At 42.6% G+C, this 15,411-nt stretch carries 17 protein-coding genes and 1 other annotated feature; all 17 genes read left to right on the plus strand.

Translation table 11 applies throughout. The features are described from left to right. Positions 1-90: 90 nt before the first annotated feature. Positions 91-2,184: a type I DNA topoisomerase gene (gene topA, locus ACEE44_RS00630; RefSeq protein ID WP_449170884.1), complete on the plus strand. Its 2,094-nt coding sequence runs from the start codon at positions 91-93 to the stop codon at positions 2,182-2,184. 112 nt (positions 2,185-2,296) lie between these two features. After that, positions 2,297-2,431: a sequence feature (ribosomal protein L10 leader region), on the plus strand. 26 nt (positions 2,432-2,457) lie between these two features. Further along, positions 2,458-2,952 (plus strand): 50S ribosomal protein L10, encoded by a 495-nt coding sequence (gene rplJ, locus ACEE44_RS00635; protein WP_002936486.1) that lies wholly within the window; start codon positions 2,458-2,460, stop codon positions 2,950-2,952. 65 nt (positions 2,953-3,017) lie between these two features. Further along, complete coding sequence (rplL, locus tag ACEE44_RS00640) at positions 3,018-3,380, plus strand: 50S ribosomal protein L7/L12 (RefSeq protein ID WP_105108607.1); 363 nt, start codon at positions 3,018-3,020, stop codon at positions 3,378-3,380. A 124-nt stretch (positions 3,381-3,504) separates the two neighbouring features. Next, positions 3,505-4,254 carry an HAD family hydrolase gene (locus ACEE44_RS00645; RefSeq protein ID WP_011922420.1) on the plus strand — a complete coding sequence of 250 codons (750 nt, stop codon included), beginning with the start codon at positions 3,505-3,507 and terminating at the stop codon, positions 4,252-4,254. Positions 4,255-4,449: 195 nt separating this feature from the next. Further along, complete coding sequence (gene trmFO, locus ACEE44_RS00650; RefSeq protein ID WP_074391120.1) at positions 4,450-5,784, plus strand: methylenetetrahydrofolate--tRNA-(uracil(54)-C(5))-methyltransferase (FADH(2)-oxidizing) TrmFO; 1,335 nt, start codon at positions 4,450-4,452, stop codon at positions 5,782-5,784. Between the two features lie 76 nt (positions 5,785-5,860). Further along, the gene (locus ACEE44_RS00655) at positions 5,861-6,892 is read left to right on the plus strand and encodes a DNA glycosylase AlkZ-like family protein (protein ID WP_449170885.1); all 1,032 of its coding nucleotides are present in this window, start codon (positions 5,861-5,863) and stop codon (positions 6,890-6,892) included. A gap of 88 nt (positions 6,893-6,980) precedes the next feature. Beyond that, complete coding sequence (locus ACEE44_RS00660) at positions 6,981-7,805, plus strand: alpha/beta hydrolase (protein WP_449170886.1); 825 nt, start codon at positions 6,981-6,983, stop codon at positions 7,803-7,805. A gap of 27 nt (positions 7,806-7,832) precedes the next feature. Then, entirely contained in the window at positions 7,833-8,579 is a 747-nt protein-coding gene (locus ACEE44_RS00665; RefSeq protein WP_449170887.1) for an esterase family protein, read from the plus strand. Between the two features lie 12 nt (positions 8,580-8,591). Further along, positions 8,592-9,758 (plus strand): ATP-grasp domain-containing protein, encoded by a 1,167-nt coding sequence (locus tag ACEE44_RS00670; protein ID WP_449170888.1) that lies wholly within the window; start codon positions 8,592-8,594, stop codon positions 9,756-9,758. A gap of 132 nt (positions 9,759-9,890) precedes the next feature. After that, positions 9,891-10,031, plus strand: a complete 141-nt coding sequence (locus tag ACEE44_RS00675; protein WP_398578714.1) for a hypothetical protein — start codon at positions 9,891-9,893, stop codon at positions 10,029-10,031. Between the two features lie 12 nt (positions 10,032-10,043). Continuing rightward, the gene (locus ACEE44_RS00680) at positions 10,044-10,433 is read left to right on the plus strand and encodes a NisI/SpaI family lantibiotic immunity lipoprotein (protein WP_449170889.1); all 390 of its coding nucleotides are present in this window, start codon (positions 10,044-10,046) and stop codon (positions 10,431-10,433) included. Positions 10,434-10,441: 8 nt separating this feature from the next. Beyond that, positions 10,442-11,194, plus strand: a complete 753-nt coding sequence (locus ACEE44_RS00685) for an ABC transporter ATP-binding protein (RefSeq protein WP_449170890.1) — start codon at positions 10,442-10,444, stop codon at positions 11,192-11,194. Then, the gene (locus ACEE44_RS00690; RefSeq protein ID WP_192369479.1) at positions 11,195-13,165 is read left to right on the plus strand and encodes an FtsX-like permease family protein; all 1,971 of its coding nucleotides are present in this window, start codon (positions 11,195-11,197) and stop codon (positions 13,163-13,165) included. 91 nt (positions 13,166-13,256) lie between these two features. After that, complete coding sequence (gene relB, locus ACEE44_RS00695; protein WP_044675807.1) at positions 13,257-13,508, plus strand: type II toxin-antitoxin system RelB family antitoxin; 252 nt, start codon at positions 13,257-13,259, stop codon at positions 13,506-13,508. Next, entirely contained in the window at positions 13,492-13,758 is a 267-nt protein-coding gene (locus ACEE44_RS00700) for a type II toxin-antitoxin system RelE family toxin (protein WP_024397888.1), read from the plus strand. Before relB ends, ACEE44_RS00700 begins: the two co-directional genes overlap by 17 nt. Before the next feature lie 41 nt (positions 13,759-13,799). Then, positions 13,800-14,465, plus strand: a complete 666-nt coding sequence (locus tag ACEE44_RS00705; protein ID WP_449170891.1) for a DNA-binding response regulator — start codon at positions 13,800-13,802, stop codon at positions 14,463-14,465. Then, on the plus strand, positions 14,462-15,403 hold the full coding sequence (locus tag ACEE44_RS00710; RefSeq protein WP_449170892.1) for a sensor histidine kinase: 942 nt from the start codon (positions 14,462-14,464) through the stop codon (positions 15,401-15,403). Before ACEE44_RS00705 ends, ACEE44_RS00710 begins: the two co-directional genes overlap by 4 nt. Positions 15,404-15,411: the final 8 nt, after the last annotated feature.

Below are 15,411 nucleotides of genomic sequence, written 5' to 3' on the forward strand. Positions count from 1 at the left end.
AAGTTTTCCTATAGAAAAAATAAAAATCTTGACACTGATTAAAAAATAGTATATTCTTTGTGAGGTTAAAAATAATTGTAAGGTATAAGAATGGCTACGAAATCAGTTACTAAGAAAAAAACGACAACCAAGAAGAATCTTGTCATAGTGGAGTCTCCTGCCAAGGCCAAAACTATTGAGAAGTATCTTGGTAAAAACTACCGAGTTGTTGCTTCAGTAGGTCATATCCGTGATTTGAAAAAATCCAGTATGTCCATTGACTTCGAAAACAACTACGCACCTGAGTATATCAATATCCGCGGAAAAGGTCCGCTTATCAATTCCTTGAAGAAAGAGGCCAAAAATGCCAAACAAGTCTTTCTGGCAAGTGACCCGGACCGTGAAGGAGAAGCGATTTCTTGGCATTTGGCTCATATCTTGGGACTAGATGAAAAAGATAAAAACCGGGTTGTTTTCAACGAAATCACTAAGGATGCCGTTAAAAATGCCTTCAAGGAACCACGTGCCATCAATCATGACTTGGTCGATGCCCAGCAGGCTCGTCGTGTTTTAGACCGTATCGTTGGATATTCGATTTCGCCAATTCTATGGAAAAAAGTCAAAAAGGGCTTGTCTGCAGGGCGAGTACAATCCGTTGCCCTCAAGCTCATCATTGACCGTGAAAATGAAATCAATAATTTCAAGCCAGAGGAATATTGGACTATCGATGCCAGCTTTAAAAAGGGTACTAAGAAATTCCAAGCCAGCTTTTATGGCTTAGATGGAAAAAAAGTCAAGGTTGAAAACAATGAACAGGTCAAGGAGATTCTGGCTCGTTTAAATAGCGATGATTTCTTGGTCGAACAGGTAGAGCGTAAGGAACGTAAACGCAATGCACCACTTCCTTATACAACCTCGACCATGCAGATGGATGCGGCTAACAAAATCAATTTCCGTACCCGTAAGACCATGATGGTTGCCCAACAGCTCTATGAAGGGGTTAGTCTTGGTACCGGTGGTACACAAGGTTTGATTACTTATATGCGTACGGATTCGACCCGTATTAGCCCTGTTGCACAAGCACAGGCAGCGGAGTTTATCACAGAACGTTTTGGAGAAAAGTATTCCAAACACGGTAGCAAGGTCAAGAATGCGACTGGTGCCCAAGATGCCCACGAAGCCATTCGCCCTTCAAATGTTCAATTGACACCGGAATCCATTGCCAAGTATCTGGATAAGGACCAACTTCGTCTGTATACTTTGATTTGGAATCGTTTTGTGGCTAGCCAGATGGCTGCAGCGGTCTTTGATACCATGAGCGTTCGCCTCGGTCAAAATGGAGTGATTTTTGCTGCCAATGGTAGCCAAGTTAAATTTGATGGTTACATGGCAGTCTATAATGATTCTGACAAGAATAAAATGTTGCCAGATATGGAGCAAGGTGATACAGTTGTACGCACATCAACAAATCCTGAACAACATTTCACGCAGCCACCAGCTCGCTATTCTGAAGCTACTTTGATTAAGACCTTGGAAGAAAATGGTGTAGGGCGTCCGTCAACCTATGCTCCAACCATTGAAACCATTCAAAAACGTTATTATGTCAAACTTGCTGCTAAGCGCTTTGAACCAACTGAGCTTGGTGAGATTGTCAACAAACTCATTGTTGAATTTTTCCCTGATATCGTTAATGTTAAGTTTACAGCCGATATGGAACAGAAATTGGACGATGTCGAAGTAGGTAAAGAGCAGTGGCAGAAGGTTATCGATGGTTTCTATCAACCCTTTAAAGTGGAACTTTCTAAAGCTGAAGACCAAATGGAGAAAATCCAAATCAAAGATGAACCAGCTGGTTTTGATTGTGAAGTTTGTGGACACGAAATGGTTATTAAACTTGGTCGTTTTGGAAAATTCTACGCATGTAGCAATTTCCCTGATTGCCGCAACACCAAACAAATTACCAAGGAGATCGGCGTGACTTGTCCCGTGTGTCAACAAGGTCAGGTCATTGAGCGTAAGAGTAAACGAAATCGCCTTTTCTATGGTTGTGACCGTTATCCAGAGTGTGAATTTACCTCATGGGATAAACCTGTCGGACGTTCCTGTCCAAAATGTGACCACTATCTCGTTGAGAAAAAAGTTCGTGGTGGTGGTAAACAAGTTGTCTGTCCAAATGGTGACTACGAGGAAGATAAAATTAAATAAGATAAGACTGCTATTCTCATGGGAATGGCAGTTGTTTTTCAAAGTTTGGTAATTTTTTTAAAAAAATAAGAGAAAAGTCTTGCATTCTATGAAATACTGTGTTATGATTATTGAGGTTTGAAAAAACTGACCTAAGACAGTAGGGGAGCTAGACTCGTAAACATCCTACCGAGGCACAAAACGATTATTGAGATAAACGTATTTGTACTTTCGTGTCTAGGTTTAGGTGCGATTTTTTTGTGCCTAGCCCAAAATAAAAACGGAGGTAAAAAAATGAGTGAAGCTATTATCGCTAAAAAAGCGGAATTAGTAAATGCCGTTGCTGAGCAAATGAAAGCTGCAACATCTATCGTTGTTGTAGACGCTCGTGGTTTGACAGTAGAACAAGATACAGTTCTTCGTCGTAACTTGCGTGGTGCAGAAGTTGAGTACAAAGTTATCAAAAACTCAATCTTGCGTCGTGCTGCTGAGCAAGCTGGTCTTGAAGGTCTTGCAGAATTGTTTGTAGGTCCATCTGCAGTTGCATTTTCAAACGATGCAGTAGCCCCAGCTAAAACAATTTACGATTTCGCGAAAACTGCTGATGCTCTTGAAATCAAAGGTGGAGCTGTAGAAGGTAAAGTTTCTTCTAAAGAAGAAATCGAAGCACTTGCTACATTGCCAAACCGCGAAGGCATGCTTTCTATGTTGCTTTCTGTACTTCAAGCGCCAGTTCGCAACGTTGCATACGCTGTCAAAGCTGTTGCAGAAAAAGAAGACGCTGCTTAATGTGTCAGAGTGTAGCTGCTTAGTGCTACAAACTATTTAAAAACCTAAATTGGAGGAAAATCACAATGGCATTGAACATTGAAAACATTATTGCTGAAATTAAAGAAGCTACTATCCTTGAGCTTAACGACCTTGTTAAAGCTATCGAAGAAGAATTTGGTGTAACTGCGGCTGCTCCTGTAGCTGTTGCTGCAGCTGGTCCTGCTGAAGAAGCTAAAGACTCATTCGACGTTGAATTGACATCTGCTGGCGACAAAAAAGTTGGCGTTATCAAAGTTGTACGTGAAATCACTGGTCTTGGTCTTAAAGAAGCTAAAGAGCTTGTTGACGGTGCACCAGCTATGGTTAAAGAAGGCGTTGCAACTGCAGAAGCTGAAGAAATCAAAGCTAAATTGGAAGAAGCAGGCGCTTCAGTTACTCTTAAATAATAGAGTTTCCAATCAAAATAAAAACCTATCACTTAATGTGGTAGGTTTTTTCGTTCTATTGTTGCAAACGTTTTCGTTGTGGGGTATAATATAAAAAATGATGTCTAAAGATTAGGAGAAAGACATGAAAAGTTACAAAAACTATATCTTCGATTTTTATGGTACATTGGTTGATATTCGTACAGATGAGAATAAACTAGAGGTCTGGAATCAGCTAACACAGATTTACAATGCTTTTGGTTGTTCCTATCGACCGCGCCAGTTGAAAAATGCCTATCATCGTTTTGTAGAAGAGGCAGAGAGCTCTCTCGCGGAAACAGTGAGTTATCAGTATGTCGAAATTGATTTAGAAACAATCTTCATTCGCCTATTAACGGATGCACCAAATGAAAACCAAAGTACCAATAAGCCGACTGATTTAGAGACTTTTGGGCAAGTAGTAGCCACGATTTTCCGCGTGCTTTCACGTGAAAAGTTAGAGGCTTATGAAAATACCCTAACTAGTCTACAGACATTAAAGGATAGAGAAGTGCGATTATTTATTCTCTCTAATGCTCAACGAATTTTTACTCAGGCAGAAATTGAACAGACAGGTTGTGCGGATTTGATGGAAAAAATTTATATCTCTTCTGACTTTAAGATGAAGAAGCCTGAACCAGCATTTCTTCAACTGGTTTTAGAGGAAAATAATCTTGATGTTGAGGAAACGGTTATGGTTGGTAATGATTTGACATCCGATATAGCTATTGCTCATGAATTGGGAATGGATTCCATTTTGCTGAATACTTTCCCGTATAGTCAGGAAGAAATCGACTCTTATAGGAGACTTGGTTGGAATTTTGAGGTTGTTGGAGATATAGCGGAGCTATTGTAAATAAGCGATAGAACAGTAAAGAATATGCATAAAACATATTATGTAAATAAATAATTCTACTTTCATATTATGAGAGTAGTTTTTGTATTTTCACGTCATTTTCTGATATACTGGATAGGTATTAAAATTTAGAAAGGTTCTGTTTTGGGTCATTCCCAATCAGTAGCCAGTCTTCTGGCTAGAGGTATTAGTTTCATGTCTCAAACCCACATTAACGTTATCGGAGCTGGCTTGGCTGGCTCAGAAGCTGCTTATCAGATTGCCAAACGTGGCATTCCTGTCAAACTCTACGAGATGCGTGGTGTCAAACCAACACCCCAGCACAAGACCGACAAGTTCGCAGAGTTGGTCTGTTCCAACTCTTTCCGTGGCGATAGTTTAACCAACGCTGTCGGCCTTCTTAAGGAAGAGATGCGTCGTTTGGATTCCATTATCATGCGTGCCGGAGAGGCCCACCGTGTGCCTGCTGGGGGGGCCATGGCCATGGACCGCGAGAATTTCTCCCAAGCAGTCACAGATGAGATTCACAACCATCCACTGATTGAGGTCATTCGCGGTGAGATTACAGAGATTCCAGAAGATGCCATTACAGTTATTGCGACGGGACCTTTGACATCCGACGCCCTGGCGGAGAAGATTCACGCGCTCAATGGTGGCGACGGTTTTTACTTCTACGATGCGGCAGCACCAATTGTGGATAGTTCGACCATTAACATGGATTTAGTCTATCTCAAGTCCCGGTATGACAAGGGAGAAGCTGCCTATCTCAATGCTCCTATGAACAAGGAGCAGTTCACCGCTTTCTATGAGGCCTTGATTTCAGCCGAAGAGGCGCCGCTTAATTCCTTTGAAAAAGAAAAATATTTTGAAGGTTGTATGCCTATCGAGGTTATGGCCAAACGTGGTATAAAAACCATGTTATATGGTCCAATGAAGCCAGTTGGTCTGGAATATCCAGAAGATTACAAGGGACCTCGTGACGGTGAATATAAGACACCTTACGCAGTTGTCCAGCTCCGTCAGGATAACGCAGCAGGTAGCCTTTACAATATTGTTGGCTTCCAGACTCACCTTAAGTGGGGCGAGCAGAAGCGGGTCTTCCAGATGATTCCAGGGCTTGAAAATGCTGAGTTTGTCCGTTACGGTGTTATGCACCGCAATTCCTACATGGATTCGCCAAACTTATTGGAACAGACCTTTGCGACCAAGAAAAATCCAAATCTTTTCTTTGCAGGTCAAATGACAGGAGTAGAAGGCTATGTTGAGTCTGCCGCCTCTGGCTTAGTGGCCGGTATCAATGCTGTTCGCCGTTTCCGTGGCGAAGAACCAGTCATCTTCCCACAGACCACAGCTATCGGGGCTCTGCCATTCTACATCACCCACACGGAAAGCAAGCACTTCCAGCCTATGAATGTCAACTTTGGCATCATTAAGGAGCTAGACGGACCGCGGATCCGCGACAAGAAGGAGCGTTATGAGGCAATAGCAGAGCGTTCCCTCAAAGACTTGGAAGAGTTTTTGGGCTACTAAGATATTTAGACTATCATCAGACACCTTCGGGTGTCTTTTGTGTTATACTGGGGTTAGAAAAACGAAGGAGAAACGAATGAATCACGATACTTGGAAGGGAATTATTCTGCAGAAACAAGGTTTGTTGAAACCCCAGTCTGCCCAGAGAATCTGCCAAAACCTCAACGGCTTGCAGGCTCAGTTTCAGCCCTATGTTCATGTCGGATTTCGTAACCGTATGACAGCGGAGGATTTTCATGAGGGCAGCTGGCAGGAGGAACTGACACGCCAGTGGTCCATTCGGCGAACGGTTCATGCCTATCTCAAGTCAGAAATTCCTCTCTATATCCACGAGGGGCGGCTGGCCAGCACCGATTACCTCAAGACAGAAGGGCGGGACGGTTTTAGTCCGCAGACCAAACAGAAATATCACCAGCTGATTTTAGAAGCTCTTGAACAAGGTCCCATGACCCGTGAGGATCTCAAGGTCCTTTGCCGAGGGGAAAAGATGACACAGGAAGAGGAGAAGCTGGTCTTTAATGCCTGGGGCGGCCTTTTTCGCTACATGGTCGAGCGTGGAGAAGTCTATCAAGAGTACGGTGCCAAACGTTTTCATCGCCTGACAGACTTTCAGTCACTTTCGCGGGAAAAAGCAGAGCTGGAAATCGCACGGCGGTATTTTGCAGGTTTTGGGCCAGTCAGTTTAGCGGATGCTCGTTATTACTTTAAGGAAAATAAATCTACAGTCCAAAATTGGATGAAACAATTAGACCTAAAAATCGTTGAGGTAGCAGGAGAAGAACGTTTTTATCTGGGAGAATTAGAAGAAGCTGAATTGCCTGATTGCCTCTTCGTGGCAGGTTTAGACCAACTTTTGCTAGGTTATGAAAAGAAAGCCAATCCTTTCTTTGATCCCAAGTTTATCCGCCAGATATATACGCTGACAGGCATTGTCAAACCCGTTGTTTTCTACAAGGGACGACTGGTTGCGACCTGGCGGCGTGATAAGGACAGGATTGAATTGGCTATATTTGAAAATATGACCAATCGTGAACTGAAAGAACTGGAACGTTACCGTCGAGTCTACGAGGAACGCTTAAAAACTGAGCAAAAATTGTTCGGAAAATAAGAATAATGAAATAAAAAAACTAAATTTTCTGAATATTTCAGAAAATCTATGGTATAATACTAAAAACACTGTTTAGAAAGAGATGTCTATGAACAAGTCTTACTTTTATCTAGATATGAAAACGCACGAATTGGAAGTGCCCTTTACTGCTAGAAAACGCCGTGTCCGTGTTTTATTGCCAAAAGGATATGCTGAAAATACAGAAGAGACATATCCCGTTGTTTATTTCCACGATGGGCAAAATGTACTCTACAGTAAGGAAGCTTTTTCAGGGCATTCTTGGAAAGTCATTCCAACTATCAAGCGAAATCCCGATATTGCAAAGATGATTATTGTGGCCATTGACAATGATGGTGCTGAGCGTATGCACGAATACGCTGCCTGGAAGTTTAGCGAGATGGGCATTCCTGGAATTCAGTTTGGTGGCAAGGGTACTTTATATGCCGAATTTGTCATGGATGTGGTCAAACCTTTTATAGACCAAACCTATCGAACCAAGTCCGATAAAATCCATACTGCTATGATTGGCTCGTCACTAGGTGGCAACATCACTCAGTTTATGGGGCTAGCCTATCAGGACCAAATCGGCTGTCTAGGTGTATTTTCATCAGCTAACTGGCTCCATCAAGAAGCTTTTGACCGCTATATTGAGCGTCAAGCCTTGGATAAGGACCAACGTGTTTATATCTACGTTGGAACAGAAGAAGCAGATGATACAGATAAAACGCTGATGGCTGGCAATATCAAGCAATCTTATATCAATTCCTCTCTGACTTACTATCGTCAATTGATAGCAGGTGGGGTTGATTTGGACAATATTGCCTTGGAAGTTGTTTCCGGTGCCGTCCACAACGAAGAAGCTTGGGCAGCTTATTTGCCAGATTGCTTGCGATTTTTAAGCGAAAAATGGTAATGTAAAGAATTAGTTAGGAGAATGAATATGCATGTAGAATTTTTAAGTCACTGGTCAGGTCATCTCGGTCGTGAAATGAATGTCAACCGTTATGGTCACTCGGGTATTCCTGTAGTTGTTTTCGCTTCATCAGGCGGTTCGTACAATGAATACGCAGATTTTGGTATGATTGAAGCCTGCCGTGGCTCAATTGAAGCTGGGAATGTCCAATTTTTCACTCTTACCAGTCATGATAAAGAAAGCTGGTTAGCAGATTGGAAATCCATTCATGATAAAGCAGAGGCTCATCGTGCCTATGAACGTTATGTAATTGAGGAAGCTATTCCATTTATCAAACATAAGACTGGTTGGTTTGATGGGATGATGACAACGGGTTGTTCTATGGGAGCTTATCACGCACTGAATTTCTTCCTCCAGCATCCAGATGTATTTACAAAAGTTATCGCCCTTTCAGGTGTCTATGATGCTCGTTTCTTCAACAACAACCATGATTATGGTCATGATGATGCAGTCTATCAGAACTCACCATCAGATTACATTTGGAACCAAAACGACGGCTGGTTTATTGATAAATACCGCCAAGCAGACATCATTGTTTGCACAGGTTTAGGCGATTGGGAGCAAGATGGCTTAGACTCATTTTATAATCTAAAACGCGCATTTGAAGAGAAAAATATCCCAGCCTGGTTTGACACCTGGGGGACAGATGTGGCACATGATTGGGTCTGGTGGAGAAAGCAGATGCCTTACTTCCTACACGCAATCGGTCTATAAGGAGAGTTTTCTATGAATTATTTAGTGATTTCACCCTTTTATCCTGAGAATTTCCAGCCTTTTACCATTGAACTGGCTAAGAAAGAGGGAGTAAAGGTACTCGGGATTGGACAAGAGCCCTACGATCAACTTCCTGAAGAGCTCCGCCATGCCCTTACAGAATACTTCCGCGTGGAAGACTTGGAAAATATCGATGAAGTCAAGCGAGCGACGGCTTTCTTGATTTATAAGCACGGGCCAATCGACCGCATCGAGTCCCATAATGAGCACTGGTTGGAAAATGATGCTAGTCTCCGTAAGCAATTTGATGTTTTCGGTGCCAAGCCAAATCACCTCAAGAAAACCAAGTTTAAGTCCGAGATGAAAAAATACTTCAAGCAGGCTGGAGTGCCTGTTGTGCCAGGGCAAGTGGTGCGGACAGACAATGACATCAATAGAGCGGTCAAGCACATCGGTTTTCCCATGATTGCCAAGCCTGATAACGGAGTTGGGGCTTCAGGAACCTTCAAATTGACTGGCCCAGAAGATTTGGAAACCTTCAAGCAAAATTGGGACCGTCAGGTTGTCTATTTCTTTGAGAAATTTGTGGATTCCAGCATCATCACCACCTATGACGGCTTGGTCGATGCCAAGGGAAATGTCATCTTTGAAACAGGTCTGACCTATGTGCACACACCTCTGGAGCTTATGTTGTCTAAAAAAGACAACGCCTACTACATCGAGAAGGACTTGGATCCCAAGTTGGTGGAATACGGTCGTTCGATTGTCAAAACATTCGGTATGAAGGAGCGTTTCTTCCATATCGAGTTTTTCAAGGACGGCGATGATTACATAGCGATTGAGTACAATAACCGTATGGCAGGTGGTTTCACAGTTGAAGCCTACAACTATGCCCATTCCATTGATCTCTTCCGTGACTATGCTAATATCGCAACAGGTGGTACAGTTGAGGAACGTAGATTTGAACCACAATACTGCTTGGTAGCAACTCGTCGTGATACAACTGACTATGTTCACTCTGCAGATGACATTCATCAGAAATTCGCTGGTAAGATTAAAACCGTCAAACGCATGCCAGATGCCTTTGCGGAATTGCAAGGAAACGATGCCTACCTTCTAGTTACCGATAGCAAGGCGACCTTGGATGAGATGATTAACTTCATTGGAAAAACGAAATAAACTCAGTAGAAGATGCCAGAAATGGTATCTTTTTTCTTACAAACTTGTAAGTTTTGAGACCAAACTTGTAAGAGTAGTAGTACCGTAAATGAACTATAATAGACTCATAAGAAAGAGAAAGAAGGAAATTATATGTCATTTAAATTTTTACAAGCAAAGAAAATGGAAGAGGTGGTATTCTCAGAAAAAGAAAAGGCTGAACTCATGGAACAAGCAGAATTTTTAGAGGAGCTTGCCCATGATTTGCAAAGTATGCGATTTATGGCATACTAGAGGGAGGAAACTATGAAAAAGAATGTATTTGCCCTGCTGGTTTTGGGCGGTATGACTCTGACGGCTTGCTCTTCATCTTCAGCAGGTCTAAGCTTTGATGAAGGCTATCAGACCTTTCATTACAAAGGAAAAGACTATGCTATTAGTAAAGTAGAAGTAACAGAAGATAGTATCCAAAGAACAGAAGCTAAGTTTATGGAATGGCCAGCGGTCAAAGATAATGGATCGGTAAAAGAAACTGTTTCCTTGAATAACCTCTATATAACCACTAGCAAGGAATGGGTCATCGGTGTCCAGGATGGTTATTATAAGGTGGATTTAGTAGATAATATTGCTGAGTCAGACCGAATCGACTATCAAGCATTACTTGATGCAGTTGATTTATCCAAAGAAAACAATTAGGAGTTTATATGTTATTAGAAATCAATCATTTAGAAAAAGTTTACCGCACGCGCTTTTCAAAAGAGGAAACTCGTGCCTTGCAAGATGTGGATTTTAAGGTAGAAGAGGGCGAGTTTATTGCCATTATGGGCGAAAGTGGCTCTGGTAAAACAACCTTACTCAACATTCTTGCAACCTTGGACAAGCCAACTCGTGGCTCTGTTCTTTTGAACAATCAAGATATTACCAAAATCAAGGAGAGCGAGCTGGCCGATTTCCGTTTGCGTAACCTGGGCTTTGTCTTCCAAGATTTTAATCTTTTGGACACCCTGTCCATCCAAGACAATATCTTTTTACCTCTGGTATTGGCGCGAGCTAGCCATCAAGAAATGGAAAAACGTTTGAAAGTCTTGGCGCCAAAACTACGTATTCAAGATTTGCTGAAAAAACGTCCCTTTGAACTTTCTGGTGGACAGAAGCAGCGCGTGGCCATTGCTCGTAGTTTGATTACCCAGCCACAGATTGTCCTAGCGGACGAACCGACAGCTGCGCTTGATTACCGCAATTCAGAAGATTTGCTGAATTTATTTGAAGAGATTAACCGTGACGGTCAAACTATTCTCATGGTGACCCACTCGGCCAACGCAGCTAGTCATGCTAAGCGAGTACTCTTTATCAAGGACGGGCGGATTTTCCACCAATTGTACAAGGCAGGTAAGAGCAATCAAGACTTTGCCAAGGAAATTTCGCTCAATATGTCTGCACTTTTAGGGGGTGAATAGATGTTTTACCTCAAACTTGCTGGACAAAATATCCGAAAATCCATGGGTGTGTTTGCTCCTTTTGTTTTAGCCAGTCTGGTCCTCTTTACCTTGATTTGTTCTATGTTCTTACTCATGCTCAGTCCAGTAATGAAGACCATGGGCTCAGGTGCCATTTCTATCGGTCTTGGCGTGATTGTTCTGACCATTTTCTCGGTCATTATGGAAATATATAGCTTTAATTTCCTCATGCAGCAACGGACTAGGGAGTTCGGGCTTTACAATATGCTGGGGATGAACAAGAAAAAAGTAGCCTTGATAGCCAGCCTAGAATTGATGATGATATTCTTACTGGTTGTGGTTCTTGGTTCTGTCTTAGCTGGTGTGTTCGCAAATGTTCTCTACTTGATTTTTGTCAATCTAACAAATTATAGTGATTTGCATTTTGGAATAGCTCCTCTGGCATTTGCCATGACCGCCTTTCTCTTTGCAGGTATCTTCTTTATCTTGGAATTACTGGCTATTCGGACTATTGGCAAGACCAGTCCGCTGATTTTATTCCGAGCTAGTGAAAAAGGGGAGAAGGAGCCGCGTGGGAATTTCCTCTTGGCAGCACTCGGTGTACTTAGCCTAGGGGTTGGTTACTACCTATCACTTTCTTCTCAATCTGAAGGAGTTGGCGTCATCATTCGTTTCTTCATCGCTGTGCTCTTTGTCATCGCGGGGACCTACTTGTTCTACATCAGCTTTATGACTTGGTATTTGAAGGCTCGTCGGAAAAACAAACGCTATTTTTACACGCCAGAGCATTTCATTACCACGTCGCAGATGATTTTCCGTATGAAACAGCATGCAACTGGTTTGGCAAATATTACCCTCTTAGCAGTCATGGCCTTTGTGACCATTGCAACAACGACTTCACTTTATACTGGCATGTCAAGCATGACAAGTGGTCTTTATCCAAAGGAAACATCTATTACCTACAAAGTTGCGGATAGAAGTCAGGGTGAAAGTGCCTATCAGCAATCGGTGCTCAGCCATTTTCCAGAAAAAGCGGAAGATAGTCTGTCCTACCTGACCTACCAAGCTGGTCTGGTCTATGACGGTGGGAAGGAGATTGTCATTAGTCCAGAAACCATTGCCAATCCAGACTTTAGCAAAATAGCCTTTACCTACTTCGTCACCCAAGATGATTTCCGGAAGTTGGGCAATGACCTGCCAGAGCTGGCTGCCAATCAAGTTGCCTTTATCCGTCCAAGTGAAATGCCGTTGCTAGAGAAAGTCACTTTGGGAGATAGTACTTTCGAGAATGTAGTAAATCTTGATACAGCTATTTTCCCTGATATTACTAATACGCTCAATGCTGCCGTTATGGTAGTCAGTGATGATACTGTGTTGGATGCTGTACGTGAGTATTACGAATCCAATAATCCGCAAGGCTCTCTTGTTAGTCTAGACTACCGTGTCTTTACTGACTTGACTGATGAAGAAGTAGCAAAAGTTGGTGAACAGGCAGGTGATACCTATAATATCAGCGATGCTAATGGAGAATCTTTTGGTTACGCCATGCAGAAAACAGATTTCAATAATATGCTCATGGGCCTCAGAGGCGGTTTCCTCTTTACAGGTTTCTTGCTGGGAATTAGTTTCTTGCTGGGTGCTGCCTTGATTATCTACTACAAGCAGTATTCGGAAGGGCATGAGGACAAGAAATCCTACAAGATTTTACAGGAAGTGGGCATGAGTGCAGCAGCGGTCAAAAAGACCATTAACTCGCAAACACTTACGGTCTTCTTTATGCCACTAGCTATGGCGACCTTGCATTTCGTGATTTCTCTTGTTATGCTTAAGCAAATGCTATTGACCCTTGGTGTCACCTCTTCGCTTATGATTTATACCGTCAGCGGAATTACCCTACTGGCAGTCGCTCTGATTTACTTTGTCATTTACAAGTGGACCAGCCGAACCTATTATCGCATTATTGAACGGTAGAAGAAGTCTCGCCTTGTGCGAGATTTCTTGCTTTTTCAGGGGAATGGTGTTACAATGGTAATACCAAAGGAATACTCGAAGAGGTGAGAAAATGGCAGCTATCACATTGAAAGTTTCTGAGCAGGACAAGCTCTTTATGCAGGCTATGGCAAAGTTTGAAGGTGTCAGCTTGTCAGAACTCATTCGGACTAAAACCCTTGAAGCCCTTGAAGACGAGTACGATGCGCGTGTGGCAGATATCGCTCTAGCTGAATACGAGGCAGACTTGGCGAAAGGCATTGAACCGATTAGCTGGGAGGAAATGTTGGAAGAGTTGGGGTTGACGGATGAAGACCTGTTATAAACTCGTACCGACCAGTCGTTTTATCAAACAGTTGAAAAAGTTGGACAAATTTACCCAAAAACAGATTACCAACTACCTGTCTAGTCATGTGACCGACAACCCCAGACAATACGGAAAAGCCTTGACTGCCAATCGTTCTGGCCAATGGCGCTATCGTATCGGCAATTACAGGGTCATCGTCAGCATTGAGGATGATAAATTGATCGTAACAGCTCTTGAAGTCGGGCATCGAAAAGAAGTATATAAATAAAAAAACAAGACTTGTGTCCTGGCTTTTGCAGAATGAAGAAGATGAAAAAAGAGAAGATTTATATTGTTGAAGACGATGAGATGATTGTCCAGCTCTTGAAGCAGCATTTGGGAAAATCTTATCAAGTAGAAAGCGTGCAGAATTTCCGAGCCGTCAGTCAGGAGGTTGCTGAAATCAAACCAGACTTAGTGCTGATGGATATTAGCCTGCCTTATTACAACGGCTTTTACTGGACGACAGAAATCCGTAAAACCATGACCATGCCCATTATCTTTATCTCCTCTAGCGATGATGAGATGAATGCAGTCATGGCTATGAACATGGGTGGTGATGATTTTGTGTCCAAGCCATTTTCACTAGGGATTTTGGATGCCAAAATCGGTGCCTTTCTGCGTCGGGTTAATCAATTTAGCAAAACAACGGACTTGTCTATCGACCAATTCCAGCTTAGTTTGGACGGGCGATTTTCAAACGAATCGGAACAGGTTCAATTGTCTCCAACAGAAACCAAGATTTTATCAGCCTTACTAGAACGACAAGGGCAGATTGTCAGCAAGGATGAGCTCTTGGAAAAACTTTGGGAAAATGAAGAATTTATTGATCAGAATACGCTAAATGTCAACATGACTCGACTGCGTAAGAAGGTGAGTGAAGTCGGTTTTGAACGAATTCATACTGTTCGTGGCGTGGGGTACTTGGTCAAATGATAGCAAAATTTATCCGTGAATACCGGAGTTTTTACTTCTCCTACATTGTTCTGGCTACTAGTTTTATCTTGCTTTTCTTTCTCTATCAACTGCCCAGCGAATTTCTGCAAAACGCTCTGCTATTGTCCCTAACCCTTATCATCCTACTGACAGTAGGCCTGTTCTGGAAGTTTCGCAACCGCATGAGAGCCTTGGAAGACTATCTCCATGAAGAAGCTCTGCCCCTGCTGAATAAGCCTGTGGACCTGGCCTATCTCAACTTGATTGAAGCGGAGAAGGAGGCGACACGGGAGCAGCTTTTGGTCTATAAGTCGCGGGAAGAAGACCTGCAAGCCATGGTCAAAATGTGGTCCCACCAGATGAAAGTGCCTCTGGCTGCCCTGTCTTTGATGAGCCAGACTGGCAATCTCAACCAGCAGGATGTCAATCACCAGCTCTTGCGCTTAGATAATTACATGGCCAATCTCCTCAATTACCTCAAACTAACCAACCATGCCAGCGATTTTCGATTTGAGCAGGTGGAAGTAAGAGAAGTGGTGGTGGATTTGGTCAAAAAATACCGCAATCAGTTCTTGCAAAAGGACATTTCAGTGATCATCGATGGAAATTGGCTACTGAAAACCGACAGAAAGTGGCTTAGTTTTGCCCTATCACAGATTATCGACAACGCCCTCAAGTACAATAAGACTGGTGGAAAGGTGGCCATTGAATTGAATGAGGGAATTTCCGTTACTGATACGGGAATTGGCATTCTGGCAGAAGACATTCCACGCCTGTTTGACGAAGGTTTTACAGGTTTTAATGGCCGTGAACACCAAAAAGCGACAGGATTTGGGCTTTATTTGACAAAGCGGGTCTTGAATCAGTTGGAACTAGCTATTTCCGTCGAAAGTCAACTGGAAGTTGGGACAACTGTAAGTATCACTAAAGTACAGTAAAAACTGTG

The sequence above is a fragment of the Streptococcus sp. 32226D021BW genome (assembly GCF_053545015.1).

Excerpts from the sequence above, each read along its gene's own strand:
- topA (WP_449170884.1), top strand. The coding sequence starts at position 91 with ATGGCTACGAAATCAGTTACTAAGAAAAAAACGACAACCAAGAAGAAT.
- rplJ (WP_002936486.1), top strand. The coding sequence starts at position 2,458 with ATGAGTGAAGCTATTATCGCTAAAAAAGCGGAATTAGTAAATGCCGTT.
- rplL (WP_105108607.1), top strand. The coding sequence starts at position 3,018 with ATGGCATTGAACATTGAAAACATTATTGCTGAAATTAAAGAAGCTACT.
- ACEE44_RS00645 (WP_011922420.1), top strand. The coding sequence starts at position 3,505 with ATGAAAAGTTACAAAAACTATATCTTCGATTTTTATGGTACATTGGTT.
- trmFO (WP_074391120.1), top strand. The coding sequence starts at position 4,450 with ATGTCTCAAACCCACATTAACGTTATCGGAGCTGGCTTGGCTGGCTCA.
- ACEE44_RS00655 (WP_449170885.1), top strand. The coding sequence starts at position 5,861 with ATGAATCACGATACTTGGAAGGGAATTATTCTGCAGAAACAAGGTTTG.
- ACEE44_RS00660 (WP_449170886.1), top strand. The coding sequence starts at position 6,981 with ATGAACAAGTCTTACTTTTATCTAGATATGAAAACGCACGAATTGGAA.
- ACEE44_RS00665 (WP_449170887.1), top strand. The coding sequence starts at position 7,833 with ATGCATGTAGAATTTTTAAGTCACTGGTCAGGTCATCTCGGTCGTGAA.
- ACEE44_RS00670 (WP_449170888.1), top strand. The coding sequence starts at position 8,592 with ATGAATTATTTAGTGATTTCACCCTTTTATCCTGAGAATTTCCAGCCT.
- ACEE44_RS00675 (WP_398578714.1), top strand. The coding sequence starts at position 9,891 with ATGTCATTTAAATTTTTACAAGCAAAGAAAATGGAAGAGGTGGTATTC.
- ACEE44_RS00680 (WP_449170889.1), top strand. The coding sequence starts at position 10,044 with ATGAAAAAGAATGTATTTGCCCTGCTGGTTTTGGGCGGTATGACTCTG.
- ACEE44_RS00685 (WP_449170890.1), top strand. The coding sequence starts at position 10,442 with ATGTTATTAGAAATCAATCATTTAGAAAAAGTTTACCGCACGCGCTTT.
- ACEE44_RS00690 (WP_192369479.1), top strand. The coding sequence starts at position 11,195 with ATGTTTTACCTCAAACTTGCTGGACAAAATATCCGAAAATCCATGGGT.
- relB (WP_044675807.1), top strand. The coding sequence starts at position 13,257 with ATGGCAGCTATCACATTGAAAGTTTCTGAGCAGGACAAGCTCTTTATG.
- ACEE44_RS00700 (WP_024397888.1), top strand. The coding sequence starts at position 13,492 with ATGAAGACCTGTTATAAACTCGTACCGACCAGTCGTTTTATCAAACAG.
- ACEE44_RS00705 (WP_449170891.1), top strand. The coding sequence starts at position 13,800 with ATGAAAAAAGAGAAGATTTATATTGTTGAAGACGATGAGATGATTGTC.
- ACEE44_RS00710 (WP_449170892.1), top strand. The coding sequence starts at position 14,462 with ATGATAGCAAAATTTATCCGTGAATACCGGAGTTTTTACTTCTCCTAC.